The following is a 17,762-nucleotide window of genomic DNA, read 5'->3' as shown; positions in this document are numbered from 1 at the left end:
GGTGACCTCACTGACCTTGGGAAATGAGCGCTAGAGCGCTCTAGGTCCGCCCACTATGTGCCGGGTCGCTCGGGGATGTCAAGAGCCGGAAACCCGCACGTACGCCGTTCGTCCTCACGAGCGGCGAGTCCCGGAATGACGGTTGCCGGATGGCGAGGTCGAACAGAACGGGGCAAGATCACAAGGAGTAGATCCCCGGCGAGAGGCGTGGACGGATGACTGGAACCCGAGGCCACGACCGTCCGTGTCCGGTGAGCCCCCCGACGGGCACCTGGGCGACGGTGCTCCTCCCACTCGACGAAGACGACGATCTGCGCTGGGAGCATGTCGGCGAGCAGGTGGACCGGCTCATCGCCGCCGGTGTCGACGGCGTGTACACGGGTGGATCGGCGGCCGAGTTCTGGACACAGGATGAAGCGGAGGTCGATCGGCTCACCTCGCTGGTGGCCGAGCGCTGCGCGTCGGCGGGGACGCCGTTCCAGATCGGCTGCGCCCATCCCAGCCCGCAGGTCGCCCTTCACCGGCTCCGCCGCGCTCGGGAGCTCGCTCCCGCGGCGATCCAGGTGATCCTGCCGGACTGGTTCACCGTCACCGACCGCGAGGCGATCGCCTTCCTGCGCCGACTCGCCGACGAGGCGACACCGGTACCCCTGGTCCTGTACAACCCCCCGCACTCCAAGCGCGTGCTGACCCCGGACGAATTTGGACGCCTGTGCGATGAGATCCCGGAGATCATCGGGCTCAAGGTCGGCGACGGGGACGATGCCTGGTACGAGGCGATGCGCCCGGTGATGGAGCGTGTTTCGGTGTTCGTACCGGGCCACCATCTCGCCTCCGGCCACCGTCGCGGCGCGGCCGGCGCGTACTCCAACGTCGCCTGCCTGAATCCCCGCGCCGCCGTGGCCTGGTGGCACGCCATCCGCGACGGCCTCCCCACCGCGATGTCCACCGAAGCGCGCCTCAACGCCTTCATCGGCGAGTTCATCCAGCCGCTCCAGCGCGAATACTGCAACGCCGCGCTCGACAAACTGCTGGCGACGATCGGCGGCTGGTGCCCGATCGGCACACGGCTGCGTTGGCCGTACTCCGGCGTGCCCGCCGAACACGCCGAAACGCTGCGCGCCATCGCCCGCGAACGCCTGCCCGACTTCGTCTCCTAGGGGGTCATTCCTTTGGGGGGTCCTGCCGGAGAAGTCCGGTCAGCACTCGGGTGATGACCCGGTCGAAGAGAGGCTCGGCGGCCTCGGGAGGGCGGGCCGCCAGCGCGGCGGCCAGGTGAGGGTGGCGACCCGCCGTCACGACCTCGCTCAGGTAGGCCGCCTGGTCCCGCTGCCACTGCGGGAGTGTACGGCCGGTGGTTCCCTGCGCGATCTCCGCGCGCGCCAGGAGCGCGACCAGGCCGTTCAGCACGCCGATCGCCTCCAGCTTGGTACGGGGGTCGACGCCGATGCCGGAGAGGGTGGCCAGCGCGTGCTCGAGGTAGTCGACCGCGTTCGGTCCGATCGGGCCGCCCAGGCCGCCCGCGTCGAGCAGCCAGGGATGACGGAGGTAGATGTCGCGGCTCCGCCGGGCCAGGGCCAGCAGATCCTGGAGCCAGTGCCCGGTGCCGGGCGCGGCGAGATCGACCTCTCCGTTCACCTCGTTGATCATCAGTTCGATCAGCTCGTCGCGGGTGGCGACGTAGCGGTAGAGAGATGCCGGTCCGGTGCCGAGGGCGTCCGCCACCGCTCGCATGGTGACGGCGCCGAGCCCGTCCGCGTCGGCGAGCGCGACGCCCGCTGCGGCGATTCGGCTCCGGCTGTACTCGGGCGCCGGGCCGCGCGCCCCACGCTCAGGTCGTAGCCAGATGCTGCGGTCGGACCCCTCGGTCACACCCTCACCTTTCTGCGAACGCCGTTTGCAGTATCGTAGCCGAACGACTTTATGCGAACGTCGATCGCAGTAGGGAGATGACATGGTCGACCGATCAGCAACCGGGCGGGCTCTGGAATGGACGCCGACCCGGTACACGGCCAACGGCGGGGTGGACATCGCGTTCGATCGCCTGCGCGGGTCACGCGGCGAGCCGCTCCTGCTCATCATGGGACTGGCGGTCTCCCGCTTCTGGTGGCCGGCCGGCCTGTGCGAGGCCTTCGCCGACGCGGGTTTCGAGGTCGCCCGCTACGACCAGCGCGACGCCGGCCAGTCCACCCGCATGCCGGCGACCCCGGCCGGCAACCCCTTCTCCGCGCTGTTCGGCAAGCGCGGAAGTCCGTACACCGCCGAGGACATGACCGACGACGCGGTCGCCGTCCTGGACGCTCTCGGCTGGGAGCGGGCGCACGTCTTCGGGCACTCCCTGGGAGGACAGCTCGCGCAGCGCGTCGCCCTCCGCCACCCCGACCGCGTGCTCAGCCTGACGTCCTCCGCGGCGGTCCCCAGCGACGTGTCCGGGCTGGGCGTGCTGCGCTACCTGCGGTTCGGCCTGCTCGCGAAGCTGGCCCGCATGCGGTTCCCCGAGGGACGCGAGGGCGACATCGAGGCGGCTCTGGCGGTCTGGCGCGGCATCGCCTCACCCGGCTACCCGTTCGACGAGGCGGCCGCCCGCGCGTGGATCGAAGCCGAAGTGGACAGCGGGCCCCGCGACAAGAAGGCGCAGAGCCGGCAGATCGGCGCCCACTGGCACGGGCCGCGGCTTCACGAGCTCCATCTGCCCACGTTGGTCCTGCACGGCGAGCAGGACCAGCTCCTGCGGGTCGCCGCCGCACGCGCCACCGCGCGGGCCATCGAGGACGCGCGGCTGGTGACCCTCCCCGGCGTGGGCCACGACCTCCCCGCCGCCCTGTGGCCGGACATCGCCCGCGAGGTCCGCTCGACGGCCGACGGAGCGGCACGCCGCGAGAATGGTTCTGTCGACGTCTAGCGGCAGCGTTCGCCGATGAGTTCGGGCAACGCCCCTGATCAGAAGAACAGCCCGGCGATCGCCACCAACGAGTCCTTCGGCGAAGCACACATGTTCGCGCGAACGTGTGTGAGGTGACGCCGAACCTCGACGGGTTCGGCGTCCGGCTAGGTGGCGATAGCGCGGCGAAGGAGTCCAAGGCACCGCTCGGCCTGATCGGTGTCGCTGCTGGCCACGGCGATACCGTTGGCCAGTGTGAGCAGGTCGGAGACGTCGAGATCGGTATCGACGGCGCCACGGCTTTGGGCGTGTGTCAGCAACGTGGACGCGGTCGTGCGCATCGACTTGTGCCAGCGGTCGAACAATGCCGAGCGCTGCCCACCCTGATCGTCGGGGATGGCCAGCGCCAGCTCGCGTTTTGCGGCCACGTGCGCGATGAAGGCTCGCAGCCAGCCGAAGAGCGCGTCAGCGGGCGACTCATCATCGAGCAGGGCCTCGCCCTGGGTGCAGAGCGCAGCCACCTCGTCGGCGTAAACGGCGATGATCAGCTCTCGGCGCGTCGGGAAATGCCGGTACATCGTGGCGTTGCCGATCCCGGCCCGGCGGGCGATGTCGTCGAGAGGCGCGTCGACACCACGCTCGCCGAAGACCTCCCTGGCGGTGGCCAGCAGTCGCTCGTAGTTGCGCTGCGCGTCGGCCCGGCGGGGTCGCTGCGGCGGTCCTTGGCGTGCCGCGGAGCCGGCGTCGGCCGATGACATGACCCTCCTTGCTAACCGGGGATATCCCCGATTACAGTACCGGAGCAGACTAACCGGGGAGCTCCCCAGTTACGCCTCGGCTTGATGGAGGAGACATCGCATGTCAGAACAGACGGAGGCTGCTACGTCGGTCGCCAGCGCGGCCGAGGTCCACCGGCGCATCGTCGAGTTGTTCAGTGCGGGCCGGCGCGAGGAGGCCCTGGCGCTGATCGATCCTGACGTCATCGACCACCGCGGAGGCGCTTTGGGCGATCACAAGGGCGCGGCCGCCTGGAGACAAAAGTGGGAACACATGGATGACGGCGTCCAGTCGACGGTCGAGCACAACGTTGCTTCCGGTGATTTCTCCGTCAACCGCTATACCGTTCGCGGCACTCACGCGGCGTCCGGGCGACGTTATGAGGTCACCGGCATCGACATGGTCCGCGTGCGGGACGGCAAGATCGTTGAACACTGGGCCCTGCTCGACTCGGCCGCGATGCGACACCAGTTGGGCGTCGGCGAAGACGCCTGATAACGACGGTTTTCAGCGGGTGACGTCCCGTCGGCGCTGGCTTAGGCGATCGATGCGCGGGTCTACTGCGTTGGTGAGATGTCATAGAAGCTTGGTCCATCAAGGTAGCGAATGGTATTGGCGTCGCGCCGTATAGTTTCTTCGCTTTCATGCATGAGAATGACAATGCCAGGATAGGTGAGATCATCTACGGTTCGATAAATAGGCTGGCCAGGCTGCACGGCGATTTTCAACTCATAGAAGCTCTCAAGGCGGTGAAGTGTTGATAGGTCTCGATATCGCCGCAGGATCCCCGTGGCAGGGGAGACGAGACCGACAAAGGCGCAGAAATTCCGATCTGGCCGGCTTTCCTGGTAGGTGGCGAGAAATTGAGCCGGGTCGAGGTAAGCCATGACGGTCCAGTCGAGTTGCGATTCACCTTGCGCGACTTGTGCATAGTACGGCAGGCCGGCGCCACATATCCGGGCGCCCACCTCGACGAGAACCGGCCCACGAGATGTTACTCTGATCTCCAGATGTGCTGCGCCATATCGAATTTCGAGCGCGTCGAGCACCTCGATTGCATAGGCAGCCAATACGTCCTGAACGGCCCCGGATCGCGGCATCAGGTATTCGGTGTCGACAAGATCGAGCATACCATTGACGGAAATCCGCGTCGTACACCACACATCGCAGATACGATGATTTCCATCGCGACTCACAGTGTTTACAATATATTCGGTTCCGCGTAGATATTCTTGCGCGAGGGCACCGACATTGCGAGTCGAAAAGATATTATTGGCGCCGTGAATCCGGGAAAATGCAGCCGCAGACTGATCTGGGGTATCGCAAACGAAAATCGAGTCGCCACCCGAGCTTCGGATCGGCTTCACAACAATACGACCACCAGTGGCGGTGTGCCAGTCCATCAACTCGGTTGCGGATTCGACTCGCTTTTGCCGGGCAGCAGCCAAGCCCGCCTGTCTTACCGTCTCAATCATGACATACTTGTCTCGCCGAGCAGCACTCAACCGTGTTCCATTGCCGGGAAGATCCAGGGCCTCGGCTAGAGCATCAGCGAGCTCCACTCCGATCTCGCCACCGGCTAGTACCGCTGTCGGCTGGTACTCGGCGACCTTGGCGATGGTTGTGGCCAGATCGCCAGTGTGCACGATGTTCGCCACGTACCCGGTTGGGCCCGACCAGTCCTCGTAGACGCGTGGGATGTCGACCGTGCTCTGCACCCGTATCAATTGAGCTCCGGCCTTGCGGAACTGATCGACAAGTATCTGAGTCGGCGCATACGAGTCGACGATGACAACGAATGGCGGAGAATGCATCTAATCCCCCAACGGAGTCGGCGCAGCGGTTGAGTCAACCAACCGCGCGGTCGAGCCCACCGGTATATGTGGGTCTCTGCTGCTAAACATAAGCTTGATTGCAAGTGAAACGACGATGGCGCCGCCGCCGGCCGTGACGAAGCCGATGACCGGACCACCCGCGCTTACCGCAAACCCCACCAACGGAGCGCCCACGGCATTGCCGCCTGCGAGCGCTGCGCCATAGAGACTCATGACTCTTCCCTGAGTGGCGGCCGTCGCAAAGCGGCTGACCTCGCTCGCGCCAGCAGCGAGGGTGACCGAGGAGAGCACGGCCGCAGGCGCGACCACAGCGAGCAAGACGCGCCAGTCCGTAACCCAACCGATCGGGATGACAACCATTCCGAGGACCAGCGCACCGGCCCAGGTCCGAACCGTTAGCCGTGAGGCCCCGAGGACAAATCCGCCCACCAGGGCATAGACTCCGCACGCGGACAGGAGCACGCCTATCCACTGGGCACTCCCCACGTGCCGCATTAGCCCTACCATCGCGATTTCGAACCCGCTCGTGGTCCCGCCCACAGCGAATACACAAGCCAGCAAGGCGATCAGGCTCTTCCATGGAGTCGGCGGCCGTGTTCCTTCCCGCTCGCCGCCGACCTCAGCCGCCGTGGCGTCCTGGCGACGACGCAGCATCGCTATTGAAACACCACCGAGCAGCGATACGAATCCGAGCCCGCGCATGGCCGCCGTACTGGACGCCTCGGTGGTCACCAGCGCTCCCAGGGCAGGGCCGACAAGATACGAAAGTTCGGTGAGCATCGAGTCGATGGCAAAGCCGGTTTGCCGTTGTCCTTCCGGCACAAGAGCTGCGATCACCAGCCTGACCGGGGTGGAGCCCGGTATCAGCAGCACCCCCGAGGCTGTCGCACTGACCATCAGCGCCGACAACGGCAACAGCGGCGCCATGCCCCAGAAAACACCCTGTACAGCGGCACTGAATAGCAGTGCCGGACGAAGGCCCCATTTGTCGATTGCGGCGCCCTGCAGCGGTGCACCGACAGTTACTCCGACGAGCCAGCCACTCACGACCAGCCCCGCCGCTCCCAAGCCTTTGCCCAGTCCCAAGGCCACATGCAGGGTCAACACGATGGGGATCGCGATCACCGCAAGCTTCAGGATGAATCCGGCCGCCAGCGTGGGGCGGATCCCAGGAGTTCTCAAGACAACCCGATACCGGTCTATTCCGGAAAGTCTCATCTCCGCAGAAGATCCCTTGGACTCATTCATCTGGTCGGCCGCGCCCGCGAGTAGCCCTACCTTGGGGCTTGCCGCAGTTTCGAGAGTTCCGGGCCATCTGCGGGGAGACGGCCGTGCACGAGATATCGGCGGTGGCGAAGCGCAAGCCGGTATCTCACCGGCATCACGGACCGCTCGACCCGATCGATCGTGGTCAGCGGCTCGGTTGCCACGTCGACCAGGCCAGAGGCGGTAAACAGCTCGCGTACAGGGGCGAGTTCCGTGAGGTCGCGCAGAGGGAGTCGGGCGGCGACTTCCGGCTCGTAGTCGTTGTCGCCGTGTTGCCGCCCATCTGCCAGCCGACGTAGCACTCGGCCGGTGGCCGCCATCGCCTTGTCCGTGACCCGCTTGGAGCTCCAGAACCCGTCGATCGCCAGGACTCGTCCACCCGGGGAAAGCAGCCCTATCCATGCGAGTAGGCCCTGCTGTGGGCTCGGCAGAGTCCACAGCAGGTGCCGGGACACGACGGCGTCGAAACCTCCGAGGGACCGGGTCGGGTTTTCGGCATCTCCCTGGACGAATTCGACCGGCAGCGACCGGTCGGTTGCAGCGCGCCTTGCAACCTCGAGCATCGGTTCCGACAGGTCAAGTCCCACGACTGCGTGCCCGGCCTCTGCAAGCAGAAGCGACAAGAACCCGGTGCCACATCCGACATCCAGGATCCGCAGCGGCGGGTCGAGGGGCAGCAGCCGAGTCAACAGATCTGACCAAGCTCGCTTCTCCCTTCCCGTCTTTAGACCGTGTGCCCACGCGCTGTCATAGTCACCCGCGAGCCCGTCCCAAAGCGCAACGATCGCCTGCTTGATATCGTCGCCGCCGTCTGATCCGTCTACTAGCCGCTTCCAGGTTGAACTCACAAACGTTCCTCGGGGATGACGCACATCACCGTCATGCGCGATCGGGATTCCGTGCATGAGCGAGAAGGTCGTCGCGGACCCGGCGCTGCACGTGCGTGATGAGTTTCATGAGGTCCGGGCAGTAGACTGAAGGATTGAGAAACCCCGTCCCTGTGCGATATCGATGCGGATAATAACCGCCGCCACAGACATCCCGGATGTGGCACGATCGACAGTCCTCCGCGAGCGCGTCGACGCCGAGCTGTCTTGCCACGATTGACGGGTGGTCGAGGGCCAAATCGAAAGGGTGCTCAGCCACATTCAGGCCAGTATTAGGCGCACCCGCGTAAGTAGCCTTGAGTGTGTCAACCTGTTCGAGAGTGCCGTCAGTCTCGATGACGAGCAGCCTGACGGGAGCGAGCCCAATTCCTTCGAAAGGGCTCGACCGACCGAGCATCAGTTGCATAATACCGTCGAGGAGTCTGATCGAAGGCTCACCCGGTGGCGCCTCGTACCAATGTTCGAATACAGCGATCAGCCAGTCGGCGTATGGAGTAGCCGTCGAATCCCTGCTGCGATACGGTGGAGGTTCGTCCCATGTGCCATGCGGGAGCAGAAAATCTACGCGAGGCGGCTCCCATTCGGCGAGCGCCTTATACGTGCGAATCGGATCATTGTCGAGGTCGATCGTGCAAAGAAGTCCTGCGAAGAGTTCGTGATGAGCATCGGACTTCAGCAGACGAAGGCCCTGGGAAACCTGGTCATGACTGCCCCGACCGTTGACATATCGCCGGTGTCGGTCATGCCCGATCGAGTCTCCGTCAAGGCTTACCCCGACACGTATTCCGTGTTCTAGGAAGGTCCCAAGAAACGTTTGATCTATCAGAATCCCATTGGTCTGGACGCCGATTTCCACCGAGGTCTTCGCGTCGACCGAGCAACGCAGCTCTCGCGCGAAAAGCCCAAGAGTGTCGGCGCCGGCCAACATCGGTTCGCCCCCATGGAGCACCACGCGCACTGAGGGAAGATCGTGCGTCTGTGCGTGCTCCGCAATCCGCTGACATGTGTGGACGATAGTCTGTTGGCTCATGACGATCGGCCGACTTCGCCAGCTCTGATCGGCCATCTCGTACATGTAGCAGTAGTCGCACGAGAGGTTGCACCGACTGTGCACCTTGACTACGAACTCATCGAACGGGAGTGGCCGCCACCCCTGTCGCCGAACCTCCGCGAGGTCCAGCAGATCGTTGGGCCATTCCGGAGAATTACCCCCATTGGATTCGAGAACAGAGGTGGCCGCCACCTTTAACTCCTCACAGCAGACGTGTTGACTTACACGAACGCATAGTGAGAACCGCGCTGGCCCTTGGCGCCCAACGCCTTCTTCAGCGCCGGCGACAGCTCTTCGACGTCGAAGTTAGCCTCGGAAATTTCCGTGTTTGCGAGATCTTCGAGCATCGGATTCCCTTCCGCATCTGTCTTCGGGGCGAACAGATTCCGGACGTCCTTAACGGGATGGTACCTACAGCATGTGATCACTTGTCAAGGCGCATGAACCAAGACTTTACGGCCATGCACACTTTCATGCCCGCACATTGAGACTTCCCCGTTACGAACGGTAACGATGTGTGATCGTCTCGGCGGATCAATGGAGCGATTCAGGCACTCCGAATGCCACAAAACCCCAGCTAGACGTCGCCTTATCGACTTTTTCGGTAACCGCAGCCTGAACGATGCCCCCATATGTCAGATTTATCACTTAGTGCGTCTTTTATAATAGATTGCCACATTTAGGCATATTGCGGCGACTAGCGCTTAATTGGGGTGCGGCGTCCGTCTCAGGGACTGATTGAGTCGGGTCTCCTCCGCATCGTCCTCTCCCGCTACGCCAAGGCCACGAAACCGGGTCGGCCGCGAGGCTCAGTGCGGTATGGCGCGTGGCGGGCGCCAGCGGACCTCATGGCGGAAGTCCTCGATGATGGAGCTGATCTGGCGCATGAGGACGGTGTCCTTCAGCCGGTCGAGGTAGACGTTCTGCCGGGCGAGGCCATCGGCGTCGACGGTGAAGTAGATCGCCATCAGCGGGTTGATGAACAGCTCGCTGCCCGCCGTACGCCTCGTGAACCGTACGTCACCGAAGTCTCCGCGGATCGCGGCGGCGATGGAGCCGTTCACGATGCTGGGACGGTCCGGCGTTGCCGCTTGGGCGTGGGCGACTGCGTCCAGGTAGAGAGTTCCTTCGCGGCTCTCGCGAGGCACGGAGAAGGCTCCGAGGTAGGAGCCGTCCCGGTCCAGAGCAGCGAGATTCTCCAGCACGAGGGAGTGACTGACGCCGTGGTAGGCGTCCACGCCGAAGCCGAGGCAGGCGACGAGCTTCACCGGGAGGTCGAGCTGGTGGACCGCCGCGAGACTGGCCATGTCCTCTTCCGGGGTCCCCAGCCCCGCCTCGTCTCCGCGCATGAGGATGTCCGTGCCCCCGTCGACCAGGACGACCGCGTCGATGCCCAGCCGCTCGACCAGCGCCCGGTAGGCGGCCGTCAGCGGCCGGACGCCGACGCTGGCGAAGGCGTGGACCGTGGAGGGGAACCGGTGGACGGCGAGCCACCGTGCCAGGGTGCGCTCGGGGAAGTAGCCGTCCGGGCCGCGCGTGTCCGGGCCGATGGCGGCGACGTTGGGTTCCAGCCATACGTCTATGGAGAGCCCGTACAGGGACGTGAAGGAGAGGTTCCCGAGCGAGACCCGGACGCCCCGCTCCATGAGGGCCAGCGCGATGGGGAGGCCGGCGTAGACGTCGAATCCGCCGCCGGCACCCGCGACGAGGACATGTTCGCGATCGCGTAGCCGGGTGAAAAGAGGAGGTTCGTCCAGCGAGAACACCGGCGGACCGTAGCACCGTACCGGCCTCTCGCGCTCGGGTATTTTCACCGCCCGCCGCCGGACCGCCGATCGTCGTTACAGGGCGCGGAGGGCGGCGCGGAACTCGTGGGCGGTCTGGAAGCCGATCGCGGGGCGCTCCTGGAGGGCGTGGTCGATGACCTCGGCCAGGGCGGGCGGGATCTTCGGGTCGCGTCGGCGGATCGGGGTCGGTGGTGTCTGCAGGACGGTCTGCCAGGGGTCTTTGCCGCGCGGGAAGTCGCGGGGGTGCCGCCCGCACAGGGCATGGTAGAGGCAGGCGGCGAGCGCCCAGACGTCCACGGCGGGCGAGGCGTTGCGGAAGTTGATGACCTGCTGACGCGGCATGTACCAGGGCTTGCCCGCGGTCGATCCGGTCCGGGTGAGGCCGCTCAGCCCGGCCTGGTCGAAGGACTTGGCGAGACCGAAGTCGCCGACCTTGGCGACCGCGGTGCCGTCGCGGCCCTCGCCGAGGAGGATGTTGGACGGGCTGAGATCTCGGTGGACCACGCCCTGATCGTGCGCGTGCGCCAGGCCGTCCAGTACCTGAAGGACGAGCCGGAGGGCCTCGTCGGCCGGGAGTCGCCCGCCCGCGTGGGGCATGAGCCGGTCCAGGCTGCCGCCCGCGCAGTATTCGATGGTGAAGTAGAACGTCCCGTCGGCGAAACCGGCGTCGTGCAGGGTGGCGATGTTCGGGTGTCGTAGCGCCCGCGTGACGGCGACCTCGCGGAGGAAGCGCGCACGCGCCTCGGGGCTCGCCGCCACCTTGGGCAGCATCACCTTCAGCGCCACCTCCCGGCCCGTACTCTCGTGCCGGGCGAGGAAGACCGCGCCCATTCCGCCGCGCCCGAGTTCGCGTAGCAGTTCGTAGCCGGCGACGGGTGTGAGGTCTTCGCGCCCGTTGTGCGCGAGGTGCAACAGGAGTTGGAGGATGGCGGACGGCTCGGCCTGGCAGGCGGCGCAGATGTACTCGCCGGAGCGTACGCCGACCTCGTCGTCCACCTCCCGTCCGCACTTCGCACACCGGGTGAGGGGCAGGGTCCGCCCGTTTCCGGCGAGCGGGACCTTGATTCCGACGCGGAAGACCGTCTCGCCGATCCGGATCTCGTCGTCGTGCGCCAGGTCGTGCTCGGGAAATGACAGCGCCGCGGCCTCCTCCGGAGTCTGGTGCGCCGCGCGCTGGCCGATCTTCTCGCCGTTGACGTACGTGCCGTTGAGGCTGCCGAAGTCGCGGATGCGCACGTCGGGCGGGTTGATGTCGAGCAGGCAGTGATGACGAGAGACCGTACGGTGGTGCGCGTCGTCGGGCAGCCGCGGCTCGCAGTCGTCGGCTCGGCCGAGTACGCAGGTCGTGCGCTCCTCGAAGACGTACTCGGTCCGGTCGAGCCGTCCCTTCACCAGGGTCAGGGTCACGGCGGGCGGTCGCATCATGGCTCTGTTCCTCCAGACCAGGACCGGTACGCCGTCAGCGCCGCGTGAGGTGGCGCAGCCGGTCCGCTGCCTTGCTCACGCCCTTGTCGGCGGCGCGGCGGTACCACTGCTCGGCCTCGTGCTCGCGGTCGGCGTTCCGCAGCAGATGGGTCAGGTTGTGCATGGCGTTCGGGTTGCCCTTGTCCGCGACGCCGCGCGGATCGAACCACTGACCTTCATCGAGCCGTTCGAACCCCGACAGCCCGAAGGCGATGGGCTCGGACCCGGAACCGGCCATCCCCCTGCCGCGGTCACCCGAACCGTCGCGGCGCGTCCGCCGCTCGGCCATGCCGCCCTGGTCGTGCTGTTCGAACCCCGGGCGGGACCTCTCGTCTGGCGTCACATCGGCAACCTAACAAACGAGATCGTCTTTCTGAGCCGGATCGGCCATCCGTGATCGGGACGCGAAGTTCGACGGGCCCGCCGCCGTCCCGCGGGGTGTCCCCGGCCAGGCCGCGCCCGGCGAACTCACTTGAGGATGTTCACCGCTCGGGCGATGACCAGGGCGACCGCCACGATCGATATCGCCGACTGGACGAGCATCATCATCTTGGCCCAGCGAGTGAGTGGCATCACGTCGGTGGGGCTGAACGCGGTCGCGTTGGTGAACGACAGGTACAGGTAGTCCAGGAAGGCGGGCTCCCAGTCCGGAGGCGCCATCTCCGGGGCCTGCATCTGGGTGAACAGGAAGTCAGGGTGCGGCCGGTGTGCGAGGGCTCGCGCCGCCGGTCCACCGCGGTCCAGTTCCCAGTACCAGAGGGCGAACACGATGATGTTGGTGCCCCAGATCGCCGCGCCCGTGGCCAGCAGCGGTCCGGCGTTGTCGCCGGCCGTTCCGTTGATCAGCTCGCGTACGAGGATGAACGCCGAGAACGTGTTCGCCACGGTGATGATCGCGATGAGTGTGAGGCTCGCGATGCGCAGGATCCGGGACTCCCGGTTGATCCGCAGGGGGTTGGCCGCGATCAGGCCGCAGGCCAGGGCCGCCTCAAGGCCGGGTAGCAGGTAGCGCGGCTGCAGGGCGAACCGGCGCGGAAGCTCGATCTGCAGGACGATCGCCATGGCGACGGCGATCGTCACCGGAAGCCGCTGCTCGCCCTCGGTGCGTCGCAACCAGGCCGGGAGGTTGACCTCGTCGAAGCAGTCGGGCAGGTGCGCGTCGGTGTGGAGCACCTTTTCCAGGTGCGCAGTCTGGCGGCGCATCACATCGACCAGATACTGCGCTGCGTGATCGGTCGGGGGCTTCTCACTCATGTGCGCATCTTCCCTGGTAGCGGGTCAGTCAACGGTAGCCCGACAACGCACGCACAGTCAGTCAGCGCGCGGCGAGCCGACCGAGGCGGACCGTAGCACTCACGGTGATCTCACGCACCCGGACGGCACCCTGGAGAACCCGTCGCCGGACGAATGGCCGCGACCAGCACAGTCACCCTAAAAGCAGGCGATCGGTGCTGCGGCGTGACTGACGGGGACAGTGTGGGTGACCCACGATGGCCCGCTGAGGTGAAGCAGGAAGGATGTCGGCTCTGGGAGATAGTTGGGCACGCCGTCGTCCAGCGCCAGGCCGCTTTGAAGATGGGTGCTGGGGGCGATCGCCAGGGTGCTACCCGCGAACGCGGCGGTGATGGGCCGGTGCACGTGGCCCGCCAGGACACGCACGACATTGCGGTGCCGTGCGACCACATCGGCCAGCTCCTCGCCATCGTCAAGCCGCATCCCATCCAGGAACGGGATGCCGATCGCGATCGGAGGATGGTGCAGGCAGACGATCGCCGGCGTGCTCGGTCTGCGGGCGAGGACCTCGTCGAGCCACTCCAACTGCGCGGTCCCCAGGTGGCCGCCGGGCGAGCAGGGCACCGCGGAATCCAGACTGATGACGGTGAACGCAGGATGCTCCACCGCGTAGTGCATCGTCGCCCCATCGCCGACGAAGCGCGTGCCGCCGAACTCGTCCAGCAGCGCTTCGGGATCATCGTGGTTGCCGGCCACCAGGTGCAGCGGCAGCGGCGCGGACCTGCCGTACGGGCGACGGCCGGCGGTCATCCGCGCCGACGTGCCCGACCTGGCCGGACAGCCGCTCAGCGAGGAGACCGTTCTGCTGATCTCCCGTGCTCGACGGGCCTGGCCTTCCCAGTGGCCAGGCCCGTTGGTCCGGCTCAGCGGTAGCCGTTGGCGGCGTTGAGGAGTTCCGAGCGCAGGCGGCGGCCGTAGCCCGTCGTCACGCCCAGGCGACGGGCCAGTTCCGTGCCCGGGATGTCCGGCTCGGTGGCCAGGAGGGCCGCCGCGCGCTGCCGGGCGCTGCCCTCCGTTGGGATGGACGCGCCCACGGGTGGGTCGGGGATCTGCCCGATCTTCGGCTCCACGGCCGGCAGTTCGGGTGGCGGTTCGGGGAGGGCGGGCTCCGGCTCCGGCGGCGTGACCGCTACCGGGGCGGGCGCCGTCTCGGGCTCGGCCTGTGCCCGGGGCCTGGGCCGTACGGCGGGTTGAGCCTGTACCGGGGGCTCGGCCCGTACGGCGTGCTCAGTTTGTACCGCGGGCCCGGTCTGGACGGCGGGCCCGGACTGTGCCGCGGGCCCGGGCTGCACGGCCGGCTCGGGCTGTACCGCGGGCCCAGGCCGTACGGCGGGCTCGGGTTGCTCGCCAGACGTGATGGTCGCGGTCAGAGACGGGAGGAGCTCCGCCGGGGCCACCCGGGAGAGCTTGATCGCCAGTCGTTCGTCGGCCGAGGCGTGGCGGTGCCATTTGCGTCCGTGGGCCATCTCCAGACGCGCGATCTTCGCCCGGCGCTCGGCCTCCAGCTGCAGCGCCCGCCGGTACGACGTGATCTCCCAGAGGATCATCTGGCGGCGCAGCCGGGCCGTGGACAGCGGTGCCAGCAGCCACCGTGAGCGCCGGACCTTCTCCATGCGGCCGCCGTTCACCAGGCCCACGCGCGCGGCCAGGACGTGGCGGGCGTACTCGCAGAACAGTACCCACAGCGCCGGCATCGCGGCGTGCGCGACGCGGATCGGGATCGGGCCGCCGGCCTGCCAGTTCAGCCAGATCGTCGCCGCCGTGAAGGCCCACGGGATCAGCCGCATCGACGGCTTGGCCATCCGCCAGTACGACAGCAGCAGGTCGGCCGCGGAGAAGACGAGGATCGCGACGTCGATGGCGACCGGTACGGCCCAGGCCGTGCCCCGGAACCATGGGTGCACGTACTCGTACACCGTCTGGAACGACACGTACATGCCGATCAGTGCCAGCGCGAGCATCGCGGCGCCGATCAGGCACACCGCGGTGCGCTCGCCCTTGCCGTCGCCGAGTGCGCGTACCGGGCGCCCACCCAGATCGCCGTCGCGGTAAGTCACGACCGGAGCCACCTTCCGTTATCGATCCGCCACTGTGGTCGTCCGCACGATACGCACTTATCACCCCAGGATCGCCCGATTTGCGGCGTAACACGGTGAACATCCGTTGCGGCGGAGAGACGGCATCGGATAGTCAGGTCAAGTGACCAGGACCTATATCGTCCCCGGCCTGTCGGAACCGGTGGAGATCCTGATCGACCGCTGGGGCGTACCGCACGTGTACGCGGAGTCGCGCGACGACCTGTTCGTCGCGCAGGGGTTCAACGCCGCGCGCGATCGGCTGTTCCAGATCGACTTCTGGCGCCGGCGCGGTCTGGGTCTGCTGTCGGAGGTCTTCGGCGCCGGGTACGTCGAGCACGACCGCGCCGCGCGGCTGTTCCTCTACCGGGGCGACATGCACGCGGAGTGGCCGGCGTACGGCTCGGACACCAAGCGCGTGACCGGCGCGTTCGTCCGTGGCGTCAACGCCTTCGTCGCGCTGTGCCGCGAGCAGGAGGAGCACCTCCCGCCGGAGTTCGGCGAACTCGGCCACCTCCCCGCCTTCTGGGAGCCCTCCGACGTCGCGCGGATCCGCGGCCATGGCCTCTTCTACAACCTGGAACAGGAGGTCGCGCGCGCCCTCACGTTGCGGGACCACGGGCCCGGCGTCGAGGACCTGCGCCGCGTACGCGAACCCGGCCCGCACGAGCCGCGCGTACCCGAGGGACTCGACCTCGGCCTCATCCCCGACGACGTTCTGCGCGTCTACCGCCTCGCCACCGCGCCACCCGACCTCGGCCGCCGCGGCGGCCTCGACGGCAGCAACAACTGGGTGATCGCCCCGTCCCGTACGGCCACGGGCCGCCCGCTGCTCGCCAACGATCCGCACCGTGCCGTGACCCTGCCCGCGCTGCGCTACATCGCGCACCTGTCCGCGCCCGGCCTGGACGTCATCGGCGCCGGCGAGCCCGCGCTGCCCGGCGTCTCCATCGGCCACAACGGCAAGATCGCGTTCGGGCTGACGATCTTCCCGATCGACCAGGAGGACCTGTACGTCTACCGCACCAACCCGGCCGACCCGCACGATTACGACTACCGCGGCAGGTGGGAGCCGATGGAGTGCGTCCGCGAGACGATCCCCGTACGCGACGGCGAGGCCGTCGAGGTCGACCTGTGGTTCACCCGCCACGGCCCGGTGATCGACGAGCGCCCGGACCGGAACGCCGCCTTCGCCGTACGCGCCGCGTGGCTGGAGCCGGGTATGGCCCCCTACCTCGGCAGCATGGACTACATGAACGCGGACGGGCCGGACGCGTTCGTCGCCGCGATGAACCGCTGGGGCGCGCCCGGAGAGAACCAGATCTACGCCGCCCCGGACGGCACGATCGGCTGGCGCCCCGCCGGTCTCGTGCCGAAGCGCCCGAACTGGGACGGCACGCTGCCGGTGCCCGGCGACGGCCGGTACGAGTGGGACGGCTTCCGCGACATGGACGAGCTGCCGTCCGTACGGAACCCCGAGCAGGGCTGGTTCGCCACCGCCAACCAGCTGAACCTGCCCGACGGCCACCCGCTGCCGCCGGTCACCTACGACTGGTACCCCCCGTACCGCTACGAGCGGATCGCCGAGGAGCTCGGGTCGCGCACCGGCTGGACCGTCGCCGACTGCGTGCGCCTGCAGACCGACTACCTCAGCGTGCCCGCCCGTCGCGTCCTGCCGCTGCTGGCGGACGTCGAGCCGCAGGGCGACGTACGGGTCGCGGCGGCGCTGGAACTTCTGCGCGGCTGGGACGCGCGGCTCACGCCGGACTCGGCCGCGGCTGCGCTGTTCGAGATCTGGTACCGCCGCCACCTGCGGCCCGCCCTCCGCGACGCGGCGCTGGCCACGCTGATCCCACCGGACGAGCGCGCCCGGGCGCTCGCCCGGCTCCTCCCGATCGAGGACGAGTCCACCGACGCGCGCGTCGACCTGGACCTGCTGGCCTCACCCGGCGATCGCCTCGGCCACGACACCGCCGGTACCCGGCGGCGGATCCTGCGGACGACCCTCGCCGCGGCGATGGCCGAGTCCGGCGGCCTGCTCGGCGAGGACACCGCCGCCTGGGCGTGGGGCCGACTGCACCAGGCCGAGCCGCGCCACCCCCTCGCCGCGCGCCTCGGCGACCGCGACTGGACCTCCGCCGGCCCGGCACCACGTGGCGGCAGCGGCGACACCGTCGGCAGCACCGCGTACACACCGGACTTCCGCCAGACCGGCGGCGCGACGTTCCGGCTGGTCGTGGACGTCGGCGCGTGGGACGAGTCGGTCGCGATGAACTCCCCGGGCCAGTCCGGCGTCCCCGGCAGCCCGCACCACCACGACCTGTTCGACGCCTGGGCAGCCGACGAGGCGTTCCCGCTGCTCTACACCCGCGAGGCGATCGAGCGGGCGCTCGGCGAGCGCATCGTCCTGAAGCCGGGGAGTCCGCGCGCGTAGGCCTCGGCAAGG

General features: G+C 67.5%; 17 protein-coding genes. 4 read left to right on the top strand and 13 right to left on the bottom strand.

Annotation, left to right across the window (positions count from 1 at the left end):
- The first annotated feature begins 251 nt into the window (after positions 1 to 251).
- The gene (locus ACQP2O_RS18430) at positions 252 to 1,160 is read left to right on the top strand and encodes a dihydrodipicolinate synthase family protein (RefSeq protein WP_433186258.1); all 909 of its coding nucleotides are present in this window, start codon (positions 252 to 254) and stop codon (positions 1,158 to 1,160) included.
- A gap of 4 nt (positions 1,161 to 1,164) precedes the next feature.
- Here the strand turns inward: ACQP2O_RS18430 and ACQP2O_RS18425 are convergent, their stop codons facing one another.
- Positions 1,165 to 1,872 carry a TetR/AcrR family transcriptional regulator gene (locus ACQP2O_RS18425; RefSeq protein WP_433186255.1) on the bottom strand — a complete coding sequence of 236 codons (708 nt, stop codon included), beginning with the start codon at positions 1,870 to 1,872 and terminating at the stop codon, positions 1,165 to 1,167.
- Positions 1,873 to 1,954: 82 nt separating this feature from the next.
- Between ACQP2O_RS18425 and ACQP2O_RS18420 the strand changes: the two genes are divergently transcribed.
- Positions 1,955 to 2,902, top strand: coding sequence for an alpha/beta fold hydrolase (locus tag ACQP2O_RS18420; RefSeq protein WP_433186252.1), 948 nt, complete (start codon positions 1,955 to 1,957; stop codon positions 2,900 to 2,902).
- Between the two features lie 146 nt (positions 2,903 to 3,048).
- On the opposite strand, the gene ACQP2O_RS18415 is transcribed toward ACQP2O_RS18420, so the two are convergent.
- Positions 3,049 to 3,639, bottom strand: coding sequence for a TetR/AcrR family transcriptional regulator (locus tag ACQP2O_RS18415; RefSeq protein WP_433186250.1), 591 nt, complete (start codon positions 3,637 to 3,639; stop codon positions 3,049 to 3,051).
- 100 nt (positions 3,640 to 3,739) lie between these two features.
- On the opposite strand from ACQP2O_RS18415, the gene ACQP2O_RS18410 reads away from it, so the two are divergent.
- Positions 3,740 to 4,153, top strand: a complete 414-nt coding sequence (locus ACQP2O_RS18410) for an ester cyclase (protein ID WP_433186247.1) — start codon at positions 3,740 to 3,742, stop codon at positions 4,151 to 4,153.
- Positions 4,154 to 4,215: 62 nt separating this feature from the next.
- Here the strand turns inward: ACQP2O_RS18410 and ACQP2O_RS18405 are convergent, their stop codons facing one another.
- From ACQP2O_RS18405 to ACQP2O_RS18355, 11 genes are all read right to left on the bottom strand, one after another.
- On the bottom strand, positions 4,216 to 5,472 hold the full coding sequence (locus tag ACQP2O_RS18405) for an ATP-grasp domain-containing protein (protein WP_433186244.1): 1,257 nt from the start codon (positions 5,470 to 5,472) through the stop codon (positions 4,216 to 4,218).
- Complete coding sequence (locus tag ACQP2O_RS18400; RefSeq protein ID WP_433186241.1) at positions 5,473 to 6,711, bottom strand: MFS transporter; 1,239 nt, start codon at positions 6,709 to 6,711, stop codon at positions 5,473 to 5,475. It abuts the gene before it with no gap.
- Between the two features lie 56 nt (positions 6,712 to 6,767).
- A complete protein-coding gene (locus ACQP2O_RS18395; protein ID WP_433186238.1) occupies positions 6,768 to 7,607 on the bottom strand; it encodes a class I SAM-dependent methyltransferase in 840 nt (279 codons plus the stop codon).
- A 31-nt stretch (positions 7,608 to 7,638) separates the two neighbouring features.
- On the bottom strand, positions 7,639 to 8,889 hold the full coding sequence (locus tag ACQP2O_RS18390) for an FxsB family cyclophane-forming radical SAM/SPASM peptide maturase (RefSeq protein ID WP_433186235.1): 1,251 nt from the start codon (positions 8,887 to 8,889) through the stop codon (positions 7,639 to 7,641).
- Between the two features lie 29 nt (positions 8,890 to 8,918).
- Positions 8,919 to 9,044 carry a hypothetical protein gene (locus ACQP2O_RS18385; RefSeq protein WP_433186232.1) on the bottom strand — a complete coding sequence of 42 codons (126 nt, stop codon included), beginning with the start codon at positions 9,042 to 9,044 and terminating at the stop codon, positions 8,919 to 8,921.
- Positions 9,045 to 9,506: 462 nt separating this feature from the next.
- The gene (locus tag ACQP2O_RS18380; protein ID WP_433186228.1) at positions 9,507 to 10,463 is read right to left on the bottom strand and encodes a DUF1152 domain-containing protein; all 957 of its coding nucleotides are present in this window, start codon (positions 10,461 to 10,463) and stop codon (positions 9,507 to 9,509) included.
- A gap of 75 nt (positions 10,464 to 10,538) precedes the next feature.
- Entirely contained in the window at positions 10,539 to 11,909 is a 1,371-nt protein-coding gene (locus ACQP2O_RS18375; protein WP_433186225.1) for a protein kinase domain-containing protein, read from the bottom strand.
- 34 nt (positions 11,910 to 11,943) lie between these two features.
- Positions 11,944 to 12,291, bottom strand: a complete 348-nt coding sequence (locus tag ACQP2O_RS18370) for a hypothetical protein (RefSeq protein ID WP_433186222.1) — start codon at positions 12,289 to 12,291, stop codon at positions 11,944 to 11,946.
- 125 nt (positions 12,292 to 12,416) lie between these two features.
- Positions 12,417 to 13,202: a hypothetical protein gene (locus ACQP2O_RS18365; RefSeq protein ID WP_433186220.1), complete on the bottom strand. Its 786-nt coding sequence runs from the start codon at positions 13,200 to 13,202 to the stop codon at positions 12,417 to 12,419.
- Between the two features lie 177 nt (positions 13,203 to 13,379).
- The gene (locus ACQP2O_RS18360; RefSeq protein ID WP_433186217.1) at positions 13,380 to 13,991 is read right to left on the bottom strand and encodes a metallophosphoesterase; all 612 of its coding nucleotides are present in this window, start codon (positions 13,989 to 13,991) and stop codon (positions 13,380 to 13,382) included.
- Positions 13,992 to 14,104: 113 nt separating this feature from the next.
- Entirely contained in the window at positions 14,105 to 15,298 is a 1,194-nt protein-coding gene (locus tag ACQP2O_RS18355; RefSeq protein ID WP_433186215.1) for a DUF2637 domain-containing protein, read from the bottom strand.
- Positions 15,299 to 15,440: 142 nt separating this feature from the next.
- Between ACQP2O_RS18355 and ACQP2O_RS18350 the strand changes: the two genes are divergently transcribed.
- Positions 15,441 to 17,750 (top strand): penicillin acylase family protein, encoded by a 2,310-nt coding sequence (locus ACQP2O_RS18350; protein WP_433186212.1) that lies wholly within the window; start codon positions 15,441 to 15,443, stop codon positions 17,748 to 17,750.
- Positions 17,751 to 17,762 lie beyond the last annotated feature (12 nt).

The organism is Actinoallomurus sp. CA-150999 (assembly GCF_050942425.1).
Taxonomy (GTDB): Bacteria; Actinomycetota; Actinomycetes; order Streptosporangiales; family Streptosporangiaceae; genus Actinoallomurus.
This window is presented reverse-complemented; position numbering and strand designations above follow the sequence as displayed.

What these genes read in the sequence shown, in the direction of transcription:
- ACQP2O_RS18385 (WP_433186232.1), bottom strand. Translation starts at nt 9,044, where the DNA reads ATGCTCGAAGATCTCGCAAACACGGAAATTTCCGAGGCTAACTTCGAC.
- ACQP2O_RS18365 (WP_433186220.1), bottom strand. Translation starts at nt 13,202, where the DNA reads ATGAGTGAGAAGCCCCCGACCGATCACGCAGCGCAGTATCTGGTCGAT.
- ACQP2O_RS18375 (WP_433186225.1), bottom strand. Translation starts at nt 11,909, where the DNA reads ATGATGCGACCGCCCGCCGTGACCCTGACCCTGGTGAAGGGACGGCTC.
- ACQP2O_RS18360 (WP_433186217.1), bottom strand. Translation starts at nt 13,991, where the DNA reads ATGACCGCCGGCCGTCGCCCGTACGGCAGGTCCGCGCCGCTGCCGCTG.
- ACQP2O_RS18410 (WP_433186247.1), top strand. Translation starts at nt 3,740, where the DNA reads ATGTCAGAACAGACGGAGGCTGCTACGTCGGTCGCCAGCGCGGCCGAG.
- ACQP2O_RS18405 (WP_433186244.1), bottom strand. Translation starts at nt 5,472, where the DNA reads ATGCATTCTCCGCCATTCGTTGTCATCGTCGACTCGTATGCGCCGACT.
- ACQP2O_RS18400 (WP_433186241.1), bottom strand. Translation starts at nt 6,711, where the DNA reads ATGAGACTTTCCGGAATAGACCGGTATCGGGTTGTCTTGAGAACTCCT.
- ACQP2O_RS18415 (WP_433186250.1), bottom strand. Translation starts at nt 3,639, where the DNA reads ATGTCATCGGCCGACGCCGGCTCCGCGGCACGCCAAGGACCGCCGCAG.
- ACQP2O_RS18420 (WP_433186252.1), top strand. Translation starts at nt 1,955, where the DNA reads ATGGTCGACCGATCAGCAACCGGGCGGGCTCTGGAATGGACGCCGACC.